Genomic DNA, 19,568 nt, shown 5'->3' with positions numbered 1-19,568 from the left:
TTCACTTCACTCTCCTGTCACATGGCTGTCACTTTTTAGTTATTTTTCTGTCATCCGCGCATGGCATGTTAGCTTCCGAACAAAAAACTGATTCTTTTCGCTCACGCGCTTTTACACCAGCTTTTTTCAGGAGTTAGGCATGCTCACCTACGCTATTCGCAAAACCACGCTGTGCGTCGCATTGACCCTGGCGGTCAGCACTCAGGCGCTGGCGGCGACCGAGATCCCGTTCTGGCATTCGATGGAAGGCGAACTGGGTAAGGAAGTGGACTCCCTGGCGGATCGCTTCAACCAGTCGCACAGCGACGTCAAGATTGTGCCGGTTTACAAAGGCAACTACGAACAGAGCCTGGCGGCGGGCATCGCCGCTTACCGCTCCGGCAAGGCGCCGGCGATCCTGCAGGTTTACGAGGTGGGCACCGCCACCATGATGGCCAGCAAGGCCATCAAACCGGTCTACGAAGTGTTTAAAGAGGCCGGCATCAACTTCGACGAGTCGGTGTTCGTGCCGACGGTAGCCGGCTATTACACCGACAACAAGAGCGGCCATCTGCTGTCGCAGCCGTTCAACAGCTCCACGCCGGTGCTGTACTACAATAAAGACGCCTTCAAGAAGGCCGGCCTGAACCCGGATCAGCCGCCGAAAACTTGGCAGGAGCTGGCGGCGGATACCGCCAAACTGCGTGAGGCCGGCATGAAGTGCGGCTACGCCAGCGGTTGGCAGGGCTGGATCCAGCTGGAGAACTTCAGCGCCTGGCACGGCGTGCCGTTCGCCAGCGAAAACAACGGTTTCGGCGGCACCAACGCCAAGCTGGAGTTCAACAAGCCGCTGCAGGTCAAGCATATCGCGCTGCTCGAAGCGATGAACAAGAAGGGTGATTTCACCTACTTCGGCCGCAAAGACGAATCCACCGAGAAGTTTTATAACGGCGACTGCGCCATCACCACCGCGTCATCCGGTTCGCTGGCGGACATCAAGCACTACGCCAAATTCAACTACGGCGTCGGCATGATGCCGTACGACGTCGACGCGAAAAACGCGCCGCAGAACGCCATCATCGGCGGGGCCAGCCTGTGGGTGATGAACGGCAAAGACGCCGCCACCTACAAGGGCGTGGCCGAGTTCCTGCAGTACCTGGCGCAGCCAGAAATCGCCGCCGAATGGCACCAGAAGACCGGTTATCTGCCGATCACCACCGCGGCTTACGATCTGACCAAGCAGCAGGGCTTCTACGACAAGAACCCGGGCGCCGACGTCGCCACTCGCCAGATGCTGAACAAGCCGCCGTTGCCGTTCACCAAGGGCCTGCGCCTCGGCAACATGCCGCAGATCCGCAGCGTGGTGGATGAGGAGCTGGAAGGCGTATGGACCGGCAAGAAAACGCCTCAGCAGGCGTTGGACGCCGCCGTGCAGCGCGGTGACGTGCTGCTGCGCCGTTTCGAAGCATCGACCAAGTAACCCTGCGTCGCGGGCCCGTCCGATCGGGCTCGCGTCTTCACGCCGATCCTTCCGTACCCGATTAATGGTTTAACTGCTATGTCATCTTCCCGTCCCGGTTTCGGCTGCAGCTGGTTGCCCTATGCGTTGGTGCTGCCGCAGCTGCTGATTACCGCCGTCTTCTTTTTATGGCCCGCCGGCGAGGCGCTGTGGTATTCGGTGCAGAGCCTCGATCCGTTCGGCCTGTCCAGCCAGTTTGTTGGGCTGGATAACTTTAAGCAGCTGTTTCAGGATCCTTACTACCTCGACTCGTTCTACACCACGCTGATCTTCAGCTTCCTGGTGGCGGGCATCGGGCTGGCGGTTTCGCTGTTCTTCGCCGCGCTGGTGGACTACGTGCTGCGCGGCAGCCGGCTCTATCGCACGCTGATGATCCTGCCCTATGCGGTGGCGCCGGCGGTGGCGGCGGTGCTGTGGATCTTTCTGTTCAACCCCGGCCTGGGGTTGATCACCCATTTCCTCAACGGGCTGGGCTATAACTGGAACCATGCGCAAAACAGCGGCCAGGCGATGTTCCTGGTGGTGCTGGCCTCGGTATGGCAGCAGATAAGCTATAACTTCCTGTTTTTCCTCGCGGCGCTGCAGTCGATCCCGCGCTCGCTGGTGGAGGCGGCGGCCATCGACGGCGCCGGCCCGGTGCGGCGTTTCTTCCATCTGGTGCTGCCGCTGATCGCGCCGGTGAGCTTCTTCCTGCTGGTGGTCAATCTGGTGTACGCCTTCTTCGATACCTTCCCGGTGATCGACGCCGCCACCGGCGGCGGGCCGGTGCAGTCCACCACCACGTTGATCTACAAGATCTACCGCGAAGGCTTCGCCGGATTGGATCTCTCCAGCTCTGCCGCGCAGTCGGTGATCCTGATGCTGCTGGTGATCGGCCTGACGGTGATCCAGTTCCGCTTCGTTGAACGTAAGGTGCGCTATCAATGATTGAGAATCGACGCGGGCTGGATATCTTCAGCCATGTGATGCTGATTATCGGCGTGCTGGTGGTGCTGTTCCCGCTGTACGTGGCCTTTGTCGCCGCCACGCTGGACGACAAGCAGGTGTTTCAGGTGCCGATGACGCTGGTGCCCGGCGGCCACCTGTGGGAAAACATCCGCAATATCTGGCAGGGCGGCGTGGGCAACCTCAAGGTGCCGTTCTCGCTGCTGCTGCTGAACAGCGTGATCATGGCGCTGGCGATCACCTTCGGCAAGATCGCGGTGTCGGTGCTGTCGGCTTACGCCATCGTGTACTTCCGCTTCCCGCTGCGCAGCCTGTTCTTCTGGCTGATTTTCCTCACCCTGATGCTGCCGGTGGAGGTGCGTATCTTCCCGACGGTGGAGGTGATCTCCAACCTCAACCTGCTGGACAGCTACACCGGCCTGACGCTGCCGCTGATGGCCTCGGCCACCGCGACCTTCCTGCTGCGCCAGTTCTTCATGACGCTGCCGGATGAGCTGCTGGAGGCGGCGCGCATCGACGGCGCCGGGCCGATGCGTTTCTTTTGGGACATCGTGCTGCCGCTGTCGAAAACCAATCTGGCGGCGCTGTTCGTCATCACCTTTATCTACGGCTGGAACCAATACCTGTGGCCGATCCTGATCACCAGCGACGCCTCGATGGGCACCGCGGTGGCGGGCATCAAGAGCATGATCTCCACCTCCGGCGCGCCGACCCAGTGGAACCAGGTGATGGCGGCGATGATTCTGACTTTATTGCCACCGCTGTCGGTGGTGCTTCTGATGCAGCGCTGGTTTGTGCGCGGTCTGGTTGATAGCGAGAAATAACGACGATGGCAGGATTAAAACTACAGGCGGTCACCAAGTCTTACGACGGTAAAACGCCGGTGATCAAACAGATCGACCTCGACGTGGCGGACGGCGAATTCATCGTGATGGTCGGTCCGTCCGGCTGCGGCAAATCCACGCTGCTGCGGATGGTGGCCGGGCTGGAACGCACCACCAGCGGCGATATCTATATCGATACCCGGCGCGTGACCGATCTGGAGCCCAAGGATCGCGGCATCGCGATGGTGTTCCAGAACTACGCGCTCTATCCGCACATGAGCGTGTACGACAACATGGCCTACGGCCTCAAGATCCGCGGTTTCGGCAAGGATCATATCCGCCAGCGGGTGGAAGAAGCGGCACGGATCCTGGAGCTGGAGCCGCTGCTCAAACGCAAACCGCGCGAGCTTTCCGGCGGCCAGCGCCAGCGCGTGGCGATGGGGCGCGCCATCGTGCGCGAACCGGCGGTATTCCTGTTCGATGAGCCGCTGTCCAACCTGGACGCCAAGCTACGGGTGCAGATGCGCCTGGAGCTGCAACAGCTGCATCGTCGTCTGAAAACCACCAGCCTGTACGTGACCCACGATCAGGTGGAGGCGATGACGTTGGCGCAGCGGGTCATCGTGATGAACAAGGGCGTGGCGGAGCAGATCGGCACCCCGAGCGAAGTGTACCAACGGCCGGCTTCGCTGTTCGTCGCCGGCTTTATCGGATCGCCGGCGATGAACCTGCTGCCAGGCACCCTGAGCGCCGACGGCGGCCAGCTGCTGCTGGCGGACGGCATGGCGCTGCCGTTGCCGGTGGCCAAACCGCAGTGGGCGGGGCGGCCGTTGACGTTGGGCATTCGGCCGGAGCATATTCAGTTGGTGGCGCAAGGCCAGGGCGTGCCGCTGCAGCTGCAGACGCTGGAGCTGCTGGGGGCCGATAATCTGGCGCACGGCCAGTGGGGCGGCCACGGGGTGATCGTGCGGCTATCGCATGAAACCTTGCCGGCGGCGGGCAGTACGCTATATTTGCAGCTGCCTGCTCAGGCGCTGCACTTCTTTGACACCGACAGCGGATTACGGATGGATTGATGACCAGACATTGGCCTTACCCTCATATCGTCGCCCACCGCGGCGGCGGTTCTCTGGCGCCGGAAAACACCCTGGCGGCGATTGACGTCGGCGCGCGCCACGGCCACAAGATGATCGAGTTCGACGCCAAGCTGGCGCAGGACGGGCAAATTTTCCTGCTGCACGACGACACGCTGGATCGCACCAGCAACGGCTGGGGCGTGGCGGGCGAGCTGCCGTGGGACAAACTGGTGCAGCTGGACGCCGGCAACTGGTACAGCTCGGCCTTTAAGGGCGAGCGGCTGCCGCTGCTGTCGGAGGTGGCGGAACGCTGCCAGGAACACGGCCTGATGGCCAATATCGAGATCAAGCCGACCACCGGCAGCGACGATGAAACCGGCCGGGTGGTGGCGCTGGCGGCGCGGCTGCTGTGGCAAGGGCAGACCGATCCGCTGCTTTCTTCCTTCTCGGTGGACGCGCTGGCGGCGGCGCAGCGCACCGTGCCGGATTTGCCGCGCGGCCTGCTGCTGGAGGACTGGGACGACAACTGGCGCGAGCTGATCGAACGCCTGGATTGCGTCTCGCTGCATATCGATCACAAAGCGCTGACCGCCGAGCGGGTAAAAGCGTTGAAAGACGCCGGGCTGCGCATTCTGGTGTATACCGTCAACCAACCGGATCGCGCGCGCCTGCTGCTCGACTGGGGCGTTGACTGTATTTGCACCGACCGGATAGATTTGATCGGCCCGGATTTTTAATCCGGCGCCGATGAATCCCGCGACGACAAGCCTTGCCGCCGCACCACCGGAAGGAATGCGATGCCTGGCTTTATGATGTCACTGTGGCACCAGATCGTGCTGTCTTTACCGCTGTTTGTGCTGATCGCGTTGGGTTATGGGCTGATTCGCTGGGGGAAATGGCCTGCCGGCATCACCGATGGCCTGACGCGCTTCGTGTTTTCCCTCGCCTTGCCCGCCATGCTGTTTCGCATGATGTGCGACTTCTCGCAGCGCCCGGCGGTCGATGCCCGGCTGCTGATCGCGTTTTTCGGTAGTTGCCTGATCGTGTTCGTGCTCGGCCGTCTCGTCGCCCGGCACCTCTTTCGGCTGGATGGCGTCGCCGGATCGGTGTTTGCGCTGGGCGGCATTTTCTCCAATAACGTGATGCTCGGCTTGCCGATCGCCGGCGTAATGCTGGGGGAGGCGGCGATCCCGTCGGTGGCGCTGGTACTGGTGTTCAACGGCCTGATCCTGTGGACGCTGGTGACGGTGTCGATCGAATGGGCGCGCAACGGCTCGCCGACGCTGAGCGGCTTCGCCAAAACCGCGCGCAGCGTGCTGACCAATCCGCTGATCGTCGGCATTCTGTCCGGCACCCTGTTCAGCCTGACCGGCCTGCCGCTGCCGGCCTTCGTCGATCGGCCGATCAGCATGCTCGGCCAGGTGGCAGCGCCGCTGTCGCTGGTGGTGCTTGGCATGGGGCTGGCGGAGTACCGCATCGGCGAAGGCTGGCGGCTGAGCAGCGCCATCTGCGTGCTGAAACTGCTGGTGCAGCCATTAGTGATTTGGCTGCTGGCCTGGATGATGGATCTGCCGCCGATGGAAACCCGCGTTGTGGTGCTGCTGGGCTCGATGGCGGTGGGGGTGAACGTCTACCTGATGTCGCGCCAGTTCAATACGCTCACCGGCCCGGCCGCCACCAGCCTGGTGATGTCCACCGTGCTGGCGGCGATCACTACGCCGCTGATCCTCACCGTTATGGGCGTGCGGGCGTAGCCGGCATCGGCGCCTGCGGCACCGCCGGCGCGGTGCGATTGAACGGATCGCGCGGCTGGTTGCCGTTGGGCAGCAGCTGCCCGCCGTTCGGCGTGGTTTGCAACAGCTGCTGCCGTTGATTGTCGAACTGCCGTTGCTGCTGCAGGCGGCGTTGATCCATCTGCCGATTGTTCAACAGGCGCTGTTGCTGAGCCTGTTGGCTGTTTTGGTTGAGCAACTGCTGCTGTGAGCGCAGGTCGGTTACGCCGTTGGCCGCCGCAGCCAGGCCGGGCAGCCACAGCAGAACAAACAGGATGTGAGAAGTTTTCATGATGGTTACCTCGCCTTTTTATTAAGCCTAACCCAACGGTGAAATTTTGCCGGTAGTTTGTCTTTTGTTCAGATGTAAACCGCCTTTTCGCCAACGCGGCGCGCATCTTCCGTTACAATCGCCCTTTCGGTCTTTTTAGGGTGAACCCATCGTGCTGCTTTTGGTTATAACCACCATCCTGTGGGCGTTTTCTTTCAGCCTGATTGGCGAGTACCTGGCGGGCCAGGTCGACAGCGGGTTCTCGGCGCTGGTGCGCATCGGGCTGGCGGCGTTGGTGTTCCTGCCGTTTCTGCGCTGGCGCAATATCAAGCCCAGGGTGATCCTGCTGTATATGCTGGTGGGCGCTTTCCAACTGGGCATCATGTACCTGTTCAGCTTCCGCGCCTATCTCTACCTGACGGTGCCCGAATTCCTGCTGTTCACCGTGCTGACGCCGCTGTACATCACCTTGATCTACGATTTGCTGAGCGGCCGACGCCTGCGTTGGGGCTATGTCTTCAGCGCGTTGCTGGCGGTGCTGGGCGCGGCGATTATCCGCTATCACCAGCTGAGCGAACACTTTTGGTGGGGGCTGCTGTTGGTGCAGGCGGCGAATATCAGCTTCGCCATCGGCATGGTCGGCTATAAGCGCCTGATGGAGGTGCACCCCTTGCCGCAGCACACCGCATTTTCCTGGTTCTACCTGGGGGCGGCGGTGGTGGCGGTGGTGGCCTGGTTCCTGTGGGGCAATCCGCAGCAGCTGCCGACCACCAATCTGCAGTGGGGCGTGTTGATCTGGCTGGGCGTGGTGGCATCGGGGCTGGGCTACTTTATGTGGAACTATGGTGCGACGCAGGTGGATGCCGGCACGCTCGGCATCATGAACAACATGCATGTGCCGGCCGGTTTGTTGGTCAACCTGGCCATCTGGCAACAGCAGCCGCATTGGCCGAGCTTTATCATTGGCGGGGCGGTGATCGTCGCTTCGCTGTGGGTGCACCGGCGCTGGGTGGCGCCGAAACGGCTCGGCTAAGCGGGCGGGCCACCCGGCACGTTTATACGTCGGCCGTCAACGCTTTGGCGCCGGCGGCGCCAGGGCGTGCCGCGTCGCGCACAAACGGCAGATGATCGCAGGCGTGCTGGCGGGCCGAGCGGATAAAGGCTTCGGTCACCGCCTGGCGCTGTTCGCCGTCGCGCACGGCGGCGTACAAGCGGCTCCACAGGCCGTCACCCAGGGTTTTGGTCACTATCAGCCCCTGCTGTTCGAAACTTTCCACCACCCAGTGCGGCAGCGCCGCAATCCCCATCCGCGCCGATACCATCTGGATCAGCAGCAGCGTGTTATCGACGTTCTTCAACGCCGGGCTAACGCCCGCCGGCTGCAGAAAATGCCGCCAGATATCCAGCCGCTGGCGCTGCACCGGGTAAATCAACAGCGTTTCGTCACTCAAGTCTTCCGGCTCGATGTGCGGCTTGCCGGCCAGCGGATGATCCGGCGCCAGCACCAGGCGTACCTCGAAATCAAACATCGGTGAATAGTGCAGGCCGCTGCGCGGCAGAATATCCGACGTCATGACCAGATCCAGCTCGCCCTGTTGCAAGGCCGGCTGCGGATCGAAAGTCACGCCGGAAGTAAAGTCCATCACCACCTGCGGGAAACGCCGGCGGAAGTTGTCCAGCGCCGGCGTCAGCCACTGAATGCAGCTGTGGCATTCGATGGCGATGCGCAGCGTGGTCTGATGCGGCTCGTGGCAGGCCTGCAGCGCCTGTTGGATCTGCGGCAGCACCTGTTCTGCCAGCTGCAGCAGGATCTCGCCCTGGGCGGTGAAGCGCAGCGGCTGGCTCTTGCGTACGAACAGCTTGAAGCCCAGACGTTGCTCAAGATCGCTGAACTGGTGCGACAGGGCAGACTGCGTCTGATGAAGTTGGGCCGCCGCCCCCGCCAACGAACCGCTGTTGCGCAGGGCCTGCAGCGTCCGTAAATGTTTCAGTTCGATCATGAGAGTCCTTCACATTGACAGTGAATAAATTGCGCTTGTGGTTAATACAGTACCTGCTGATTATGGATGTGTAAACATCTGGACGGCTAAATGGGGAATATGACGATGGCAATTTTGAATCACACACTGGGTTTTCCTCGCGTTGGGCTACGACGTGAGCTGAAAAAAGCTCAGGAAAGCTACTGGGCCGGCAACTCAACGCAGGAAGAGCTGTTGGCGGTTGGCCGCGAGCTGCGCGCTCGTCATTGGCAACAGCAACAGCAGGCCGGGGTGGATTTGGTGCCGGTCGGCGATTTCGCCTGGTACGATCATGTGTTGACCACCAGCCTGCTGCTGGGCAACGTGCCGGCGCGCCATCAGAATGCGGATGGCACGATCGATCTGGACACGCTGTTTCGCATCGGCCGTGGCCGCGCACCGACCGGCGAGCCGGCGGCCGCGGCGGAAATGACCAAATGGTTCAACACCAACTATCACTACATGGTGCCCGAATTCCAGCAAGGCCAGCAGTTCAAGCTGGGCTGGACTCAGTTGCTGGACGAAGTGGACGAAGCGCTGGCGCTCGGCCATCGCATCAAGCCGGTGCTGCTGGGCCCGGTGACCTATCTGTGGCTGGGTAAGGTGAAGGGCGAGCCGTTCGACCGCCTGTCGCTGCTGAAAGACATCCTGCCGGTTTACCAACAGGTGCTGGCCGAGCTGGCGAAACGCGGCGTCGAGTGGGTGCAAATTGATGAGCCTGCGCTGGTGCTGGAACTGCCGCAAGCCTGGCTGGATGCGTTCAAACCGGCTTACGACGCGCTGCAGGGGCAGGTGAAGCTGCTGCTGACCACGTATTTCGACAGCGTCGGCCATAACCTCGATACCGTCCGCACGCTGCCGGTGCAGGGGCTGCATGTCGATCTGGTCGCCGGCCATGACGATATCGCCGCGCTGAGCGCCGCATTGCCGCAAGACTGGCTGCTGTCGCTGGGGGTAATCAACGGGCGCAACGTCTGGCGCGCCGATCTGAGCCGCTGGTTCGAACGTCTGCAGCCGCTGGTGGGCAGCCGCCCGCTGTGGATCGGCAGCTCCTGTTCACTGCTGCACAGCCCGATCGATCTGAGCGTGGAAAGCCGTCTGGACGAAGAAGTGAAAAGCTGGTTCGCCTTCGCGCTGCAAAAATGCGCCGAGCTGGCGCTGTTGAGCTCGGCGCTGAACGCGCCTGACGCGACGAAACGGGCCGAACTGGACGCCTACAGCGCGCCGATCCGCGCCCGCCGTCAGTCGAGCCGCGTGCACAACCCACAGGTCGAGCGCCGCCTGGCGGCGATCACCGCGCAGGACAGCGAACGCCACAGCGCTTACGCCGAACGCGCCAGGGCGCAGCGCGAACGTTTCAACCTGCCGGCCTGGCCGACCACCACCATCGGTTCGTTCCCGCAGACCACCGAGATCCGCGGCCTGCGTCTGGACTTCAAACAGGGCCGTTTGGACGGCAACAACTACCGCACCAGCATCGGTGAGCACATCAAACAGGCGATCGTCGAGCAGGAGCGCCTCGGGCTGGACGTGCTGGTGCACGGTGAAGCTGAGCGCAATGACATGGTGGAATATTTCGGCGAGAACCTCGACGGCTTCGTGTTTACCCAGAATGGCTGGGTGCAGAGCTACGGCTCCCGCTGCGTGAAGCCGCCGGTCATCATCGGTGACGTCAGCCGCCCGGAAGCCATCACCGTCGAATGGGCCAAATTCGCCCAGTCGCTGACCGACAAGCCGGTGAAAGGCATGTTGACCGGGCCGGTGACCATCCTGTGCTGGTCGTTCCCGCGTGAAGACGTGACCCGCGAAGTGATTGCCAAGCAGATTGCGCTGGCGCTGCGCGATGAGGTGGAAGATCTGGAAAAAGCCGGCATCGGCATCATCCAGATCGACGAACCCGCGCTGCGCGAAGGGCTGCCGCTGCGCCAATCCGACTGGGCGGCGTACCTGAACTGGGCGGTGGACGCCTTCAAACTGAACGCCGCCGTGGCGCGGGACGACACCCAGATCCACACCCACATGTGTTACTGCGAGTTCAACGACATCATGGACTCCATCGCCGCGCTGGACGCCGACGTGATCACCATCGAGACCTCGCGTTCCGATATGGATCTGCTGGAAGCCTTCAAAGAGTTCGAATACCCGAACGAAATCGGGCCGGGCGTCTACGATATCCACTCGCCGAACGTGCCGAGCGTGGAATGGATTGAAGCGCTGCTGCGTAAAGCGGCGCAGAACATCCCGGCGGAACGCCTGTGGGTTAACCCGGATTGCGGCCTGAAAACCCGCGGCTGGCCGGAAACCCGGCAGTCGCTGGCCAACATGGTATTGGCGGCACAGCGCCTGCGCGAGCAAGCGTGATGCCGTGCGGCGGATAAACCGCCGCTTATAGATTTACTGGTGTGATGATTGGGCGCTTCGGCGCCCTTTTTTATGCGAGGGAAATTATTTGACGCCGTGCTGGGCAAACCACGCCAGCATGCGCTGCCAGCCGTCCTCCGCCGCTTCGGCGTTGTAGCTGGGACGATAATCGGCGTTGAATGCATGCCCGACCTCGGGATACACCACGATTTCGGCCTCGGCGTTGGCGGCGCGGATCGCCTGACGCATGGTTTCCACCGTCTCCAGCGGGATGCCGCTGTCCTGCCCGCCATACAGCCCCAGCACCGGCGCCGACAGGTGGGTGGCGACGTCGACCGGCTGCTTCGGTGAATTCAGCGTTTTCTCGCCGACCAGTTTGCCGTACCAGGCGACCGCCGCCTTCAACTGCGGGTTGTGCGCCGCGTACAGCCAGGTGATGCGGCCACCCCAGCAGAAACCGGTGATCGCCAGCTTGCCGGCGTCGCCGCCGTGGCGGATAGCCCAGTGCGCGGCGTGATCCAGATCCGACAGCACCTGACGATCCGGCACCTTGGTGACCAACTGCTGGAACAGCTCGCCGATATCGGCGTAGTCGTTGGCGTCGCCCTGGCGGAAATAGAGCTCGGGCGCGATCGCCAGATAGCCCTGCTTGGCCAGGCGGCGGCACAGATCCTGAATATGTTCATGAACGCCGAAGATTTCCTGCACCACCAGCACGATGGGGAAAGGGCCGCTCTGGTCGGCGGGTTTGGCGACGTAGGCCGGCAGCGCATCGCCTTGGGAAGGGATGGTCGTTTGCCCGGCGTGAATGCCCTGTTCGTCGGTGATAATCGCGGAGGCGGCCAATGGCGCGGCGGCCGGGGCGAATCCCCCCTGAGCCTGTTCTAATGTCATCACATGTTCGGTTTTCATTGCGGTCTCCGTGCAATAGAAAAAAGCGCTGAGATTAACTATAGGAAAGATTACCCATTATTGGCGCTGCATGGCGCACTTTCGGACAAGTCGATAAAAAACGGCTAATTATCTGGCTTTGCGGCATTTTTAAGCGCTTTTTATCATGTTATTACGCGTTTTGCCCCGCGTAAGTGCCATAAGGTGCGTTAGAGGGCTTTTTTGTCCCTAAGCAACCGATAAGTTGGGGTTATTTCGGATTGATGAGCTAAATAGTTTCAGCCGGCAACCAACGGGCGAGGAGCAGCCGAGTTTGTCGGCTAGACTGAGGTTTAGCGGCGCGTTCTGGATGCGTCATAGTTCTTTTTTTTGTGATAAAAATCACAAAAAATATGTAGCATGTAATTTGTTTCTCTTTTCATAGTGATTGTCGTCACGAAATTAAGCGGCGATTTTCAGTAGAGTACTTTTTTGTTCCTCCCAATAAACATGATCCATGAGGAGTCTCGTATGTCTCAGTCTGACGTTTTTCATCTCGGCCTCACCAAGAACGATTTACAAGGGGCTCAGCTTGCCATCGTGCCGGGCGATCCGCAGCGCGTAGAGAAGATTGCCAAGCTGATGGAAAATCCGGTGCATCTGGCCTCCCATCGTGAATTCACTACCTGGCGCGCGGAGCTGGACGGCAAGGCGGTGATCGTCTGCTCTACCGGTATCGGCGGCCCGTCTACCTCTATCGCGGTGGAAGAGCTGGCGCAGCTGGGCATTCGCACCTTCCTGCGCATCGGCACCACCGGCGCCATTCAGGCAAACATCAACGTCGGTGACGTGCTGGTCACCACGGCGGCGGTACGCCTCGACGGCGCCAGCCTGCACTTCGCGCCGATGGAGTTCCCGGCGGTCGCGGACTTCGCCTGCACCACCGCGCTGGTGGAAGCGGCCAAGGCCAGCGGCGCCACCACGCACATCGGCGTGACCGCCTCCTCCGATACCTTCTATCCGGGCCAGGAGCGTTACGACACTTACTCCGGCCGCGTGGTCAGCCGCTTCAAAGGCTCGATGGAAGAGTGGCAGGCGATGGGCGTGATGAACTATGAAATGGAATCCGCCACGCTGCTGACCATGTGCGCCAGCCAGGGCCTGCGTGCCGGCATGGTGGCCGGGGTGATCGTCAACCGCACCCAGCAAGAGATCCCGAACGCCGAGACCATGAAAAACACCGAAAGCAAAGCGGTGCAGATCGTGGTGGACGCCGCCCGCCGCCTGCTGTAATCGCCTTTCCCCCAACGGGCCGCCGACGCGGCCCGTTTTTCCATTCGCGGCGAATCTGTTACGGTGATACTCCTCAGCGCTGCGCCGATGGCCGCCGCGCGTTGTCATAACAAAAACAACGAGGACGTTTATGACCGCCCAGATCCTGCTTCATCCTTCGCTCGCGCCGCTCGACGGCGGCATCAATTTCCGCGACTTCGGCGGCAACGGTGTGGCCGACGGGCGCCGCATCAAGCGCGGCCTGCTGTTCCGCTCCGGTTCCCTCGAGCGGCTGACGGAAAACGACTGCGCCTTTCTCGCCGGCGTGCCGGTGCGCTCGGTGCTGGACTACCGTGATGCCGACGAGGTGCAGGCCAAGCCGGATATTCTGTGGAGTGGCGCCGACTATCACCACGTGCCGGCCAACCCGCTGAGCAGCGAAGTCAACGCCAACCTGGAGAAGCTCACCAACGAGACGCTGGCCGCCTTCGACGCCCGCGCGTTCATGCTGGAGCTGTATCGCCGCCTGCCGTTCGGCAATGCGGCCTATCAGCGGCTGGCGCAGCTGTTGAGCAATCCTGGCGGCGGCGCCATCGTGCAGCACTGCGCGGTCGGCAAGGATCGCACCGGGGTCGGTTCGGCACTGGTGCTGTTCGCGCTGGGGGCCGACGAAGCGACGGTGCTGGAAGACTATCTGCTGACCGAAACCACGCTGGCCACTTTCCGCGAGCAGATGCTGGATCAGCTGTCTATCAAGCTGAATGCAGCGGCGCTGGAGCAATTCGCCTACGTGCTCAGCGCGCGCGAGGAGTTCCTGATGACGGCGCTGGGCTGCATCCGTCAGCAATACGGTTCCACCGATCGCTGGCTGGAAGCGGAATACGGCCTGGGCGCAGCCCAGCGCGAAGCGCTGCAGGCGTTCTACCTCGAGTAAATCGCCGAGCGTTTAGCCGGGGTTTAACTCGCCCCGGCCTATCCTAGGCGGCGAATTATCGCGTATCAGGAGCCCCGCATTGAGCCTCAATGACGTTATCAACTGGGTCAGCGACGTCGTGCGTCAGCACGAAGGCTGGGCCATTCCCATCATCTTCTTCCTGGCGTTCGGCGAGTCGCTGGCGTTTTTGTCGCTGCTGCTGCCGGCCACGGTGATCCTGCTGGCGCTGGGCGCGCTGATCGGCGAAAGCGGCATCGCCTTTTGGCCGATTTGGGCCGCCGCCGCCGTCGGGGCGTTTTTCGGCGACTGGCTCTCTTACTGGATCGGCTATCACTATCAGGATCGCGTGGCCCATATGTGGCCGCTGTCGCGCAATCCGCAGCTGCTGGTGCGCGGCCACGCATTCTTTGAACGCTGGGGCGTGCTGGGCATTTTCATCGGCCGCTTCTTCGGCCCGCTGCGCGCCGTGGTGCCGCTGGTGGGCGGCATTTGCGGCATGCCGCAGCGTTATTTCCAGTTAGCCAACGTCACGTCGGCGATGATCTGGGCGTTCGGCATTCTGGCGCCGGGGGCATTCGGCATCAAGTGGCTCAGCCAGTGGCTGGGCTGATTTCTCGCTAAATTGCGCAGCGCCGCGCAATATTGTGCTCGGCGGGCAAAATCAGGCTGGACATCCATACAGCCTCCCCTTAACGTGACGGGCAATGGGCGTGCGAAACGCCGGAACGGCAAGGTGCAACAGGAGGCAGGGTGGATACCAGTCTGATTTATGGGATTGGCGGCGTAGCGATCGGCATGCTGTTGGGGTGGCTGATCGCCAGTCTGCGGGTGCAGCAGACGAATGCGCAACATGAAACCGAACTGCGGTTGCTGGAGCAAGCGTTGCAGCAGGCGCAGCAGGAAACGGCGGCGCGGCAAGAGGCTCTGCAGCGCCACGAGCAGCAGCTGCGGCAGAGCGAGCTGGAGCTACGCAACCTGCACAGCCAGTTGGCGGCCGGGCATGAAAAGCTGCAACAGCTCAACCATTGGCGCAACGAATGTGAACTGCTTAATCAGGAGCTGCGCGCCCAGCGCGAGGTCAACAGCGCGCAGGAGGCCGAGCTGCGCGAAGTCACCATCCGTCTGGAAGAGACGCGCATGGCGGCGGAAGAGAAGCAGCGCCTGCTTATCAACAGCGAACAGCGCCTCACCACCCAGTTTGAAAACCTCGCCAACCGCATTTTTGAACACAGCGGCCGCAAGGTGGACGAGCAAAATAAGCAAAGTTTGGATCGGTTGCTGTTGCCGCTGCGTGAACAGCTGGACGGGTTCCGCCGGCAGGTGCAGGACAGTTTTGGCCAGGAGGCGCGGGAGCGCCACACGCTGACGCACGAGATACGCAATCTGCAGCAGTTGAACGCGCAGATGGCGCGCGAAGCCATCAACCTCACCAAGGCGCTCAAAGGCGACAACAAGACGCAGGGCAACTGGGGCGAGGTGGTGCTGAGCCGGGTGCTGGAGGCCTCCGGCCTGCGCGAAGGGCACGAGTATGAAACGCAGGTCAACGTGCGGGTGGATCACCAGAGCCGCATGCAGCCCGATGTGATCGTGCGCCTGCCGCAGGGCAAGGACGTGGTGATCGACGCCAAGATGTCGCTGATCGCCTACGAGCGCTATTTCAACGGTGAAGACGAGGTGGAGCGCGAAGCGGCGCTGAGCGAACATATCGCCTCGCTGCGCGGCCACATTCGCATGCTGGGCCGCAAGGACTATCAGCAGCTGCCGGGGCTGCGCTCGTTGGACTATGTGCTGATGTTCATTCCGGTCGAGCCCGCCTTCCTGCTGGCTATCGATCGCGAACCGGAGCTGATCAGCGAAGCGCTCAAGCACAACATCATGCTGGTCAGCCCGACCACGTTGCTGGTGGCGCTGCGCACCATCACCAACCTGTGGCGCTATGAGCATCAAAGCCAGAACGCGCAGCGCATCGCCGATCGCGCGGCGAAACTGTATGACAAGATGCGGCTGTTCGTGGACGATATGTCCGCGCTGGGGCAGAGCCTGGACAAGGCGCAGGGCAGTTATCGTCAGGCGATGAACAAACTGAGCGAAGGCCGTGGTAATCTTATCGGCCAAATTGAAGGTTTCCGCGCGCTGGGGGTTGAGGTCAAACGGCCGATAAACCCGCTGCTGGCGCAGCAAGCCGGCGCGCAACACGATGAAGCGGAAGAGGCGAACGACGACGATGTTGCCGCGCTGCCGCAGACGAAAGACGATGACGATACCGCAGGGGAACCGGGCTTCGTTTCGCACGGCTGAGGCCGTGGCGAGGTGGGGTATTCTCCGAGCTTCTGGTACACTCATCCACACAAAATTGACTGAATAGCAGGCAGGACAATGGCAGATCAACCGCAGGAAACCACCGATTTCGGTTTTCGCACCGTCGCTAGAGACGAAAAACAGGCCATGGTGGCGGACGTTTTTCATTCGGTAGCGGCAAAGTATGACGTGATGAACGACCTGATGTCGTTCGGCATCCACCGTATCTGGAAGCGTTTCACCATTGACTGCAGCGGCGTGCGCCGCGGGCAGCGCGTGCTGGATCTGGCCGGCGGTACCGGCGACCTGGCCGCCAAGTTCTCCCGCATGGTCGGCGAGCAGGGGCAGGTGGTGCTGGCGGACATCAACGATTCGATGCTGAAGATGGGGCGCGAGAAACTGCGCGATCGCGGCATCGTCGGCAACATCAATTACGTGCAGGCCAACGCCGAAGCGCTGCCGTTCCCGGACAACTACTTCGATTGCATCACCATCTCCTTCGGCCTGCGCAATGTCACCGACAAAGACAAAGCGCTGCGCTCGATGTTCCGCGTGCTCAAGCCGGGCGGCCGCCTGCTGGTGCTGGAGTTCTCCAAGCCGCTGCTGGCGCCGCTGAGCAAGGCTTACGATGCCTACTCCTTCCACGTGCTGCCGAAGATCGGCGAGCTGGTGGTGAAAGATCCGGACAGCTACCGCTACCTGGCGGAATCGATCCGCATGCACCCCGATCAGGAAACCCTGAAGGGCATGATGGGCAACGCCGGTTTTGAAAACGTCACCTATTTCAACCTGACCGGTGGGATTGTCGCCCTGCATCGCGGCTTCAAGTTCTGAGAGGGAGATGCCGATGCTGTTTACCCCTCTGCTGACCGCTGCGCTGGAAACCTCGCTGAATAACCTGCTGTTTCGCGATCGCAGCATGAAAGCCGCTCGCCAACGCCTGGCGGGCAAGGTGCTGCGCATCGAATTGGAAGAGCTGGCTTCACCGCTGGTGCTGGTGTTCAGCGAACTGCGCGTAGACGTGCTTGGGCAGTCCGAAGACAGCGCCGATTGCACGGTGCGCAGCCGCATTCCCGTCTTACTGAAGCTGCGCGATCGCCAGCAGTTGCCGGTGCTGATGCGCAGCGGCGAATTGACGGTGGAAGGCGATATTCAGGTGGTGCAACAGCTGGTTGGCCTGCTCGATCTGGCGGAGTGGGATCCGGCGGAGTGGCTGGCGCCTTACATCGGCGATATCGCCGCCCAGGGCATTACGCAGGCGCTGGGAAAAGGCGCCTCGCTGCTGAAAGCCGGCTTTATGCGCCGGCAGCAGGACATGGCGGAGACGTTGACGGAAGAGTGGCGCCTGGCGCCGGGGCCACTGGAAGTGGTGTGGTTCAACGAAGAAGTTGATGCTCTCGCCCGCAGCGCGGAAGCGCTGTTTGCCCGCATGGACAAGTTGGAGGGCAAGCGATGACCCCAGGCGAACTGCGCCGTTTGTATTTTATCGTCCGCGTTTTTCTCAGCTATGGGCTGGACGAACTGATCCCTAAAATGCGTTTGACGCTGCCGCTGCGCTTTGGCCGCCGTCTGCTGTTCTGGATGCCGAATCGGCACAAGGACAAGCCGCTGGGCGAACGTCTGCGGCTGGCGCTGCAGGAGCTGGGGCCGGTATGGATCAAGTTCGGCCAGATGATGTCGACCCGTCGCGATCTGTTTCCGCCGCACATTGCCGATCAGCTGACGTTGCTGCAGGATCGGGTGGCGCCTTTCGACGGCGCGCTGGCGCGTAAACATATCGAGCTGGCGATGGGTGGCCCACTGGAAACCTGGTTCGACGATTTCGATCAGCAGCCGTTGGCCTCTGCCTCGATCGCGCAGGTGCATACCGCGCGGTTGAAAACCACCGGCCAGGAAGTGGTGCTGAAGGTGATCCGGCCGGATATCGGGCCGATCATCAAGGCCGACGTGCGGCTGATGTACCGGTTGGCCGGCTGGGTGCCGAAGCTGTTGCCGGACGGCCGCCGTCTGCGCCCGCGTGAAGTGGTGCGCGAGTACGAGAAAACCCTGCTGGACGAATTGAACCTGCTACGCGAAGCGGCCAACGCCATTCAGCTGCGCCGCAATTTCGACGGCAGCCCAATGCTGTACGTACCGGAAGTTTATTCCGACTACTGCCGTGAAAGCGTATTGGTGATGGAACGCATCTACGGCATTCCGGTCTCGGACATCGCCACGCTTGAACGGCAGGGCACCAACATGAAACTGTTGGCGGAACGCGGCGTCCAGGTGTTCTTTACCCAGGTATTCCGCGACAGCTTCTTCCATGCGGACATGCATCCCGGTAATATTTTCGTCAGCTACGAACATCCTGAAGATCCTTGCTATATCGGCATCGACTGCGGCATCGTCGGCTCGCTGAACAAGGATGACAAGCGCTATCTGGCGGAAAACTTCATCGCCTTCTTCAACCGCGATTACCGCAAGGTGGCGGAACTGCACGTCGACTCCGGTTGGGTGCCGCGCGACACCAACGTGGAAGACTTCGAATTCGCCATTCGCACCGTGTGCGAGCCGATTTTCGAGAAGCCGCTGGCGGAAATTTCCTTCGGCAACGTGCTGCTGAACCTGTTCAACACTGCGCGCCGCTTCAATATGGAAGTGCAGCCGCAGCTGGTGTTATTGCAGAAGACCTTGCTGTATGTTGAAGGGCTGGGGCGCCAGCTCTACCCGCAGCTGGATCTGTGGACTACCGCCAAGCCGTTCCTCGAGAGCTGGCTGCGCGATCAGGTCGGCATTCCTGCCGTGGTGCGCGCGCTGAAAGAGAAAGCGCCGTTCTGGGCGGAGAAGCTGCCCGAACTGCCCGAGCTGTTTTACGACAGCCTGCAGCAGCATAAACTGTTGCAACAAAGCGTTGATAAGCTGACCAACCAAATGCAGGCTCAGCGGGTTCGTCAGGGGCAGTCACGTTATTTGTTCGGCGTTGGCGCTACACTGTTAGTAAGCGGTACGCTGTTGCTGCTGGGGCAAATCGAGGTGTTTCCCGCCTGGATGATGGCCGCCGGCATCGTATGCTGGGTGATTGGCTGGAAGCGAACCACCTGATTTAATTCGTTACTCTGGTAAGGCCAGGCCTATAATGCGGGCTGGCTTTAAAAGACCCTTTAAAATTAGAGGTAATTGAAATGGGCGGTATTAGTATTACGCAATTGTTGATCATCGCAGTGATCGTGGTGCTGCTGTTCGGCACCAAAAAACTGCGCACGCTGGGCTCCGATCTCGGCGCCTCGATCAAGGGCTTCAAAAAGGCGATCGGCGACGATACGCCGTCGAACCCCAACACGGCTGAAAAAAGCAGCCTGGATGACGCTGACTTCGCGGCCAAGCCTATTACCGATAAGCAGCCGGAAGTGAAACCGGAAGAGTCGAAGAACAAAGAGCAGGTATAAA

19 protein-coding genes are annotated in these 19,568 nt (G+C 61.4%); 16 read left to right on the top strand and 3 right to left on the bottom strand.

Annotated features, from left to right (window positions below; translation table 11 throughout):
* Positions 1-139: 139 nt before the first annotated feature.
* From ugpB to ACJ8MK_RS19960, 6 genes are all read left to right on the top strand, one after another.
* Positions 140-1,459 carry a sn-glycerol-3-phosphate ABC transporter substrate-binding protein UgpB gene (gene ugpB, locus ACJ8MK_RS19985; RefSeq protein ID WP_442518003.1) on the top strand — a complete coding sequence of 440 codons (1,320 nt, stop codon included), beginning with the start codon at positions 140-142 and terminating at the stop codon, positions 1,457-1,459.
* A 78-nt stretch (positions 1,460-1,537) separates the two neighbouring features.
* Positions 1,538-2,425, top strand: coding sequence for a sn-glycerol-3-phosphate ABC transporter permease UgpA (ugpA, locus tag ACJ8MK_RS19980; RefSeq protein WP_015376293.1), 888 nt, complete (start codon positions 1,538-1,540; stop codon positions 2,423-2,425).
* Positions 2,422-3,267, top strand: a complete 846-nt coding sequence (ugpE, locus tag ACJ8MK_RS19975; RefSeq protein WP_442518002.1) for a sn-glycerol-3-phosphate ABC transporter permease UgpE — start codon at positions 2,422-2,424, stop codon at positions 3,265-3,267. Before ugpA ends, ugpE begins: the two co-directional genes overlap by 4 nt.
* Positions 3,268-3,272: 5 nt before the next feature.
* Entirely contained in the window at positions 3,273-4,343 is a 1,071-nt protein-coding gene (locus ACJ8MK_RS19970) for a sn-glycerol-3-phosphate import ATP-binding protein UgpC (protein WP_033649662.1), read from the top strand.
* On the top strand, positions 4,343-5,080 hold the full coding sequence (gene ugpQ / locus ACJ8MK_RS19965; RefSeq protein ID WP_442518001.1) for a glycerophosphodiester phosphodiesterase: 738 nt from the start codon (positions 4,343-4,345) through the stop codon (positions 5,078-5,080). The genes ACJ8MK_RS19970 and ugpQ overlap by 1 nt, the downstream gene beginning before the upstream one ends.
* Before the next feature lie 60 nt (positions 5,081-5,140).
* On the top strand, positions 5,141-6,097 hold the full coding sequence (locus ACJ8MK_RS19960; RefSeq protein ID WP_047569768.1) for an AEC family transporter: 957 nt from the start codon (positions 5,141-5,143) through the stop codon (positions 6,095-6,097).
* Here the strand turns inward: ACJ8MK_RS19960 and ACJ8MK_RS19955 are convergent.
* Positions 6,078-6,407 (bottom strand): hypothetical protein, encoded by a 330-nt coding sequence (locus tag ACJ8MK_RS19955; protein ID WP_033649665.1) that lies wholly within the window; start codon positions 6,405-6,407, stop codon positions 6,078-6,080. The two genes, ACJ8MK_RS19960 and ACJ8MK_RS19955, sit on opposite strands and share 20 nt — an antisense overlap.
* A 151-nt stretch (positions 6,408-6,558) precedes the next feature.
* Between ACJ8MK_RS19955 and ACJ8MK_RS19950 the strand changes: the two genes are divergently transcribed.
* Positions 6,559-7,419 (top strand): carboxylate/amino acid/amine transporter, encoded by an 861-nt coding sequence (locus ACJ8MK_RS19950; protein WP_033649666.1) that lies wholly within the window; start codon positions 6,559-6,561, stop codon positions 7,417-7,419.
* Positions 7,420-7,441: 22 nt separating this feature from the next.
* On the opposite strand, the gene metR is transcribed toward ACJ8MK_RS19950, so the two are convergent.
* The gene (gene metR / locus ACJ8MK_RS19945; protein WP_033649667.1) at positions 7,442-8,386 is read right to left on the bottom strand and encodes an HTH-type transcriptional regulator MetR; all 945 of its coding nucleotides are present in this window, start codon (positions 8,384-8,386) and stop codon (positions 7,442-7,444) included.
* A gap of 90 nt (positions 8,387-8,476) precedes the next feature.
* Between metR and metE the strand changes: the two genes are divergently transcribed.
* Positions 8,477-10,765 (top strand): 5-methyltetrahydropteroyltriglutamate--homocysteine S-methyltransferase, encoded by a 2,289-nt coding sequence (gene metE / locus ACJ8MK_RS19940; protein ID WP_080353490.1) that lies wholly within the window; start codon positions 8,477-8,479, stop codon positions 10,763-10,765.
* Positions 10,766-10,849: 84 nt separating this feature from the next.
* Here the strand turns inward: metE and ACJ8MK_RS19935 are convergent, their stop codons facing one another.
* Positions 10,850-11,677, bottom strand: a complete 828-nt coding sequence (locus ACJ8MK_RS19935; protein WP_033636697.1) for a dienelactone hydrolase family protein — start codon at positions 11,675-11,677, stop codon at positions 10,850-10,852.
* A gap of 489 nt (positions 11,678-12,166) precedes the next feature.
* Here ACJ8MK_RS19935 and udp point away from each other — a divergent pair, with 489 nt between their 5' ends.
* The 8 genes from udp (at position 12,167) to tatA (ending at position 19,567) form a co-directional block, all read left to right on the top strand.
* The gene (gene udp / locus ACJ8MK_RS19930; protein WP_004934432.1) at positions 12,167-12,928 is read left to right on the top strand and encodes a uridine phosphorylase; all 762 of its coding nucleotides are present in this window, start codon (positions 12,167-12,169) and stop codon (positions 12,926-12,928) included.
* A 130-nt stretch (positions 12,929-13,058) separates the two neighbouring features.
* The gene (locus ACJ8MK_RS19925; RefSeq protein ID WP_033636699.1) at positions 13,059-13,841 is read left to right on the top strand and encodes a tyrosine-protein phosphatase; all 783 of its coding nucleotides are present in this window, start codon (positions 13,059-13,061) and stop codon (positions 13,839-13,841) included.
* A gap of 79 nt (positions 13,842-13,920) precedes the next feature.
* A complete protein-coding gene (locus ACJ8MK_RS19920; RefSeq protein ID WP_033649669.1) occupies positions 13,921-14,451 on the top strand; it encodes a DedA family protein in 531 nt (176 codons plus the stop codon).
* 140 nt (positions 14,452-14,591) lie between these two features.
* Positions 14,592-16,139, top strand: coding sequence for a DNA recombination protein RmuC (gene rmuC / locus ACJ8MK_RS19915; protein ID WP_033636701.1), 1,548 nt, complete (start codon positions 14,592-14,594; stop codon positions 16,137-16,139).
* Between the two features lie 78 nt (positions 16,140-16,217).
* Positions 16,218-16,973 (top strand): bifunctional demethylmenaquinone methyltransferase/2-methoxy-6-polyprenyl-1,4-benzoquinol methylase UbiE, encoded by a 756-nt coding sequence (ubiE, locus tag ACJ8MK_RS19910; protein ID WP_025304918.1) that lies wholly within the window; start codon positions 16,218-16,220, stop codon positions 16,971-16,973.
* Positions 16,974-16,986: 13 nt separating this feature from the next.
* Positions 16,987-17,595, top strand: coding sequence for a ubiquinone biosynthesis protein UbiJ (gene ubiJ / locus ACJ8MK_RS19905; protein ID WP_033636702.1), 609 nt, complete (start codon positions 16,987-16,989; stop codon positions 17,593-17,595).
* Positions 17,592-19,223 (top strand): ubiquinone biosynthesis regulatory protein kinase UbiB, encoded by a 1,632-nt coding sequence (gene ubiB, locus ACJ8MK_RS19900; protein WP_033655130.1) that lies wholly within the window; start codon positions 17,592-17,594, stop codon positions 19,221-19,223. The genes ubiJ and ubiB overlap by 4 nt, the downstream gene beginning before the upstream one ends.
* 80 nt (positions 19,224-19,303) lie before the next feature.
* Positions 19,304-19,567, top strand: a complete 264-nt coding sequence (gene tatA / locus ACJ8MK_RS19895; protein ID WP_033636704.1) for a Sec-independent protein translocase subunit TatA — start codon at positions 19,304-19,306, stop codon at positions 19,565-19,567.
* The last annotated feature ends 1 nt before the right edge of the window (position 19,568 follow it).

The organism is Serratia sp. CY38905 (genome assembly GCF_052168875.1).
In the GTDB taxonomy this organism is placed as follows: Bacteria; Pseudomonadota; Gammaproteobacteria; order Enterobacterales; family Enterobacteriaceae; genus Serratia; species Serratia sarumanii.
Note: the sequence above shows the minus strand (reverse complement) of the source record. Positions and strands in the feature narration are given on the sequence as shown.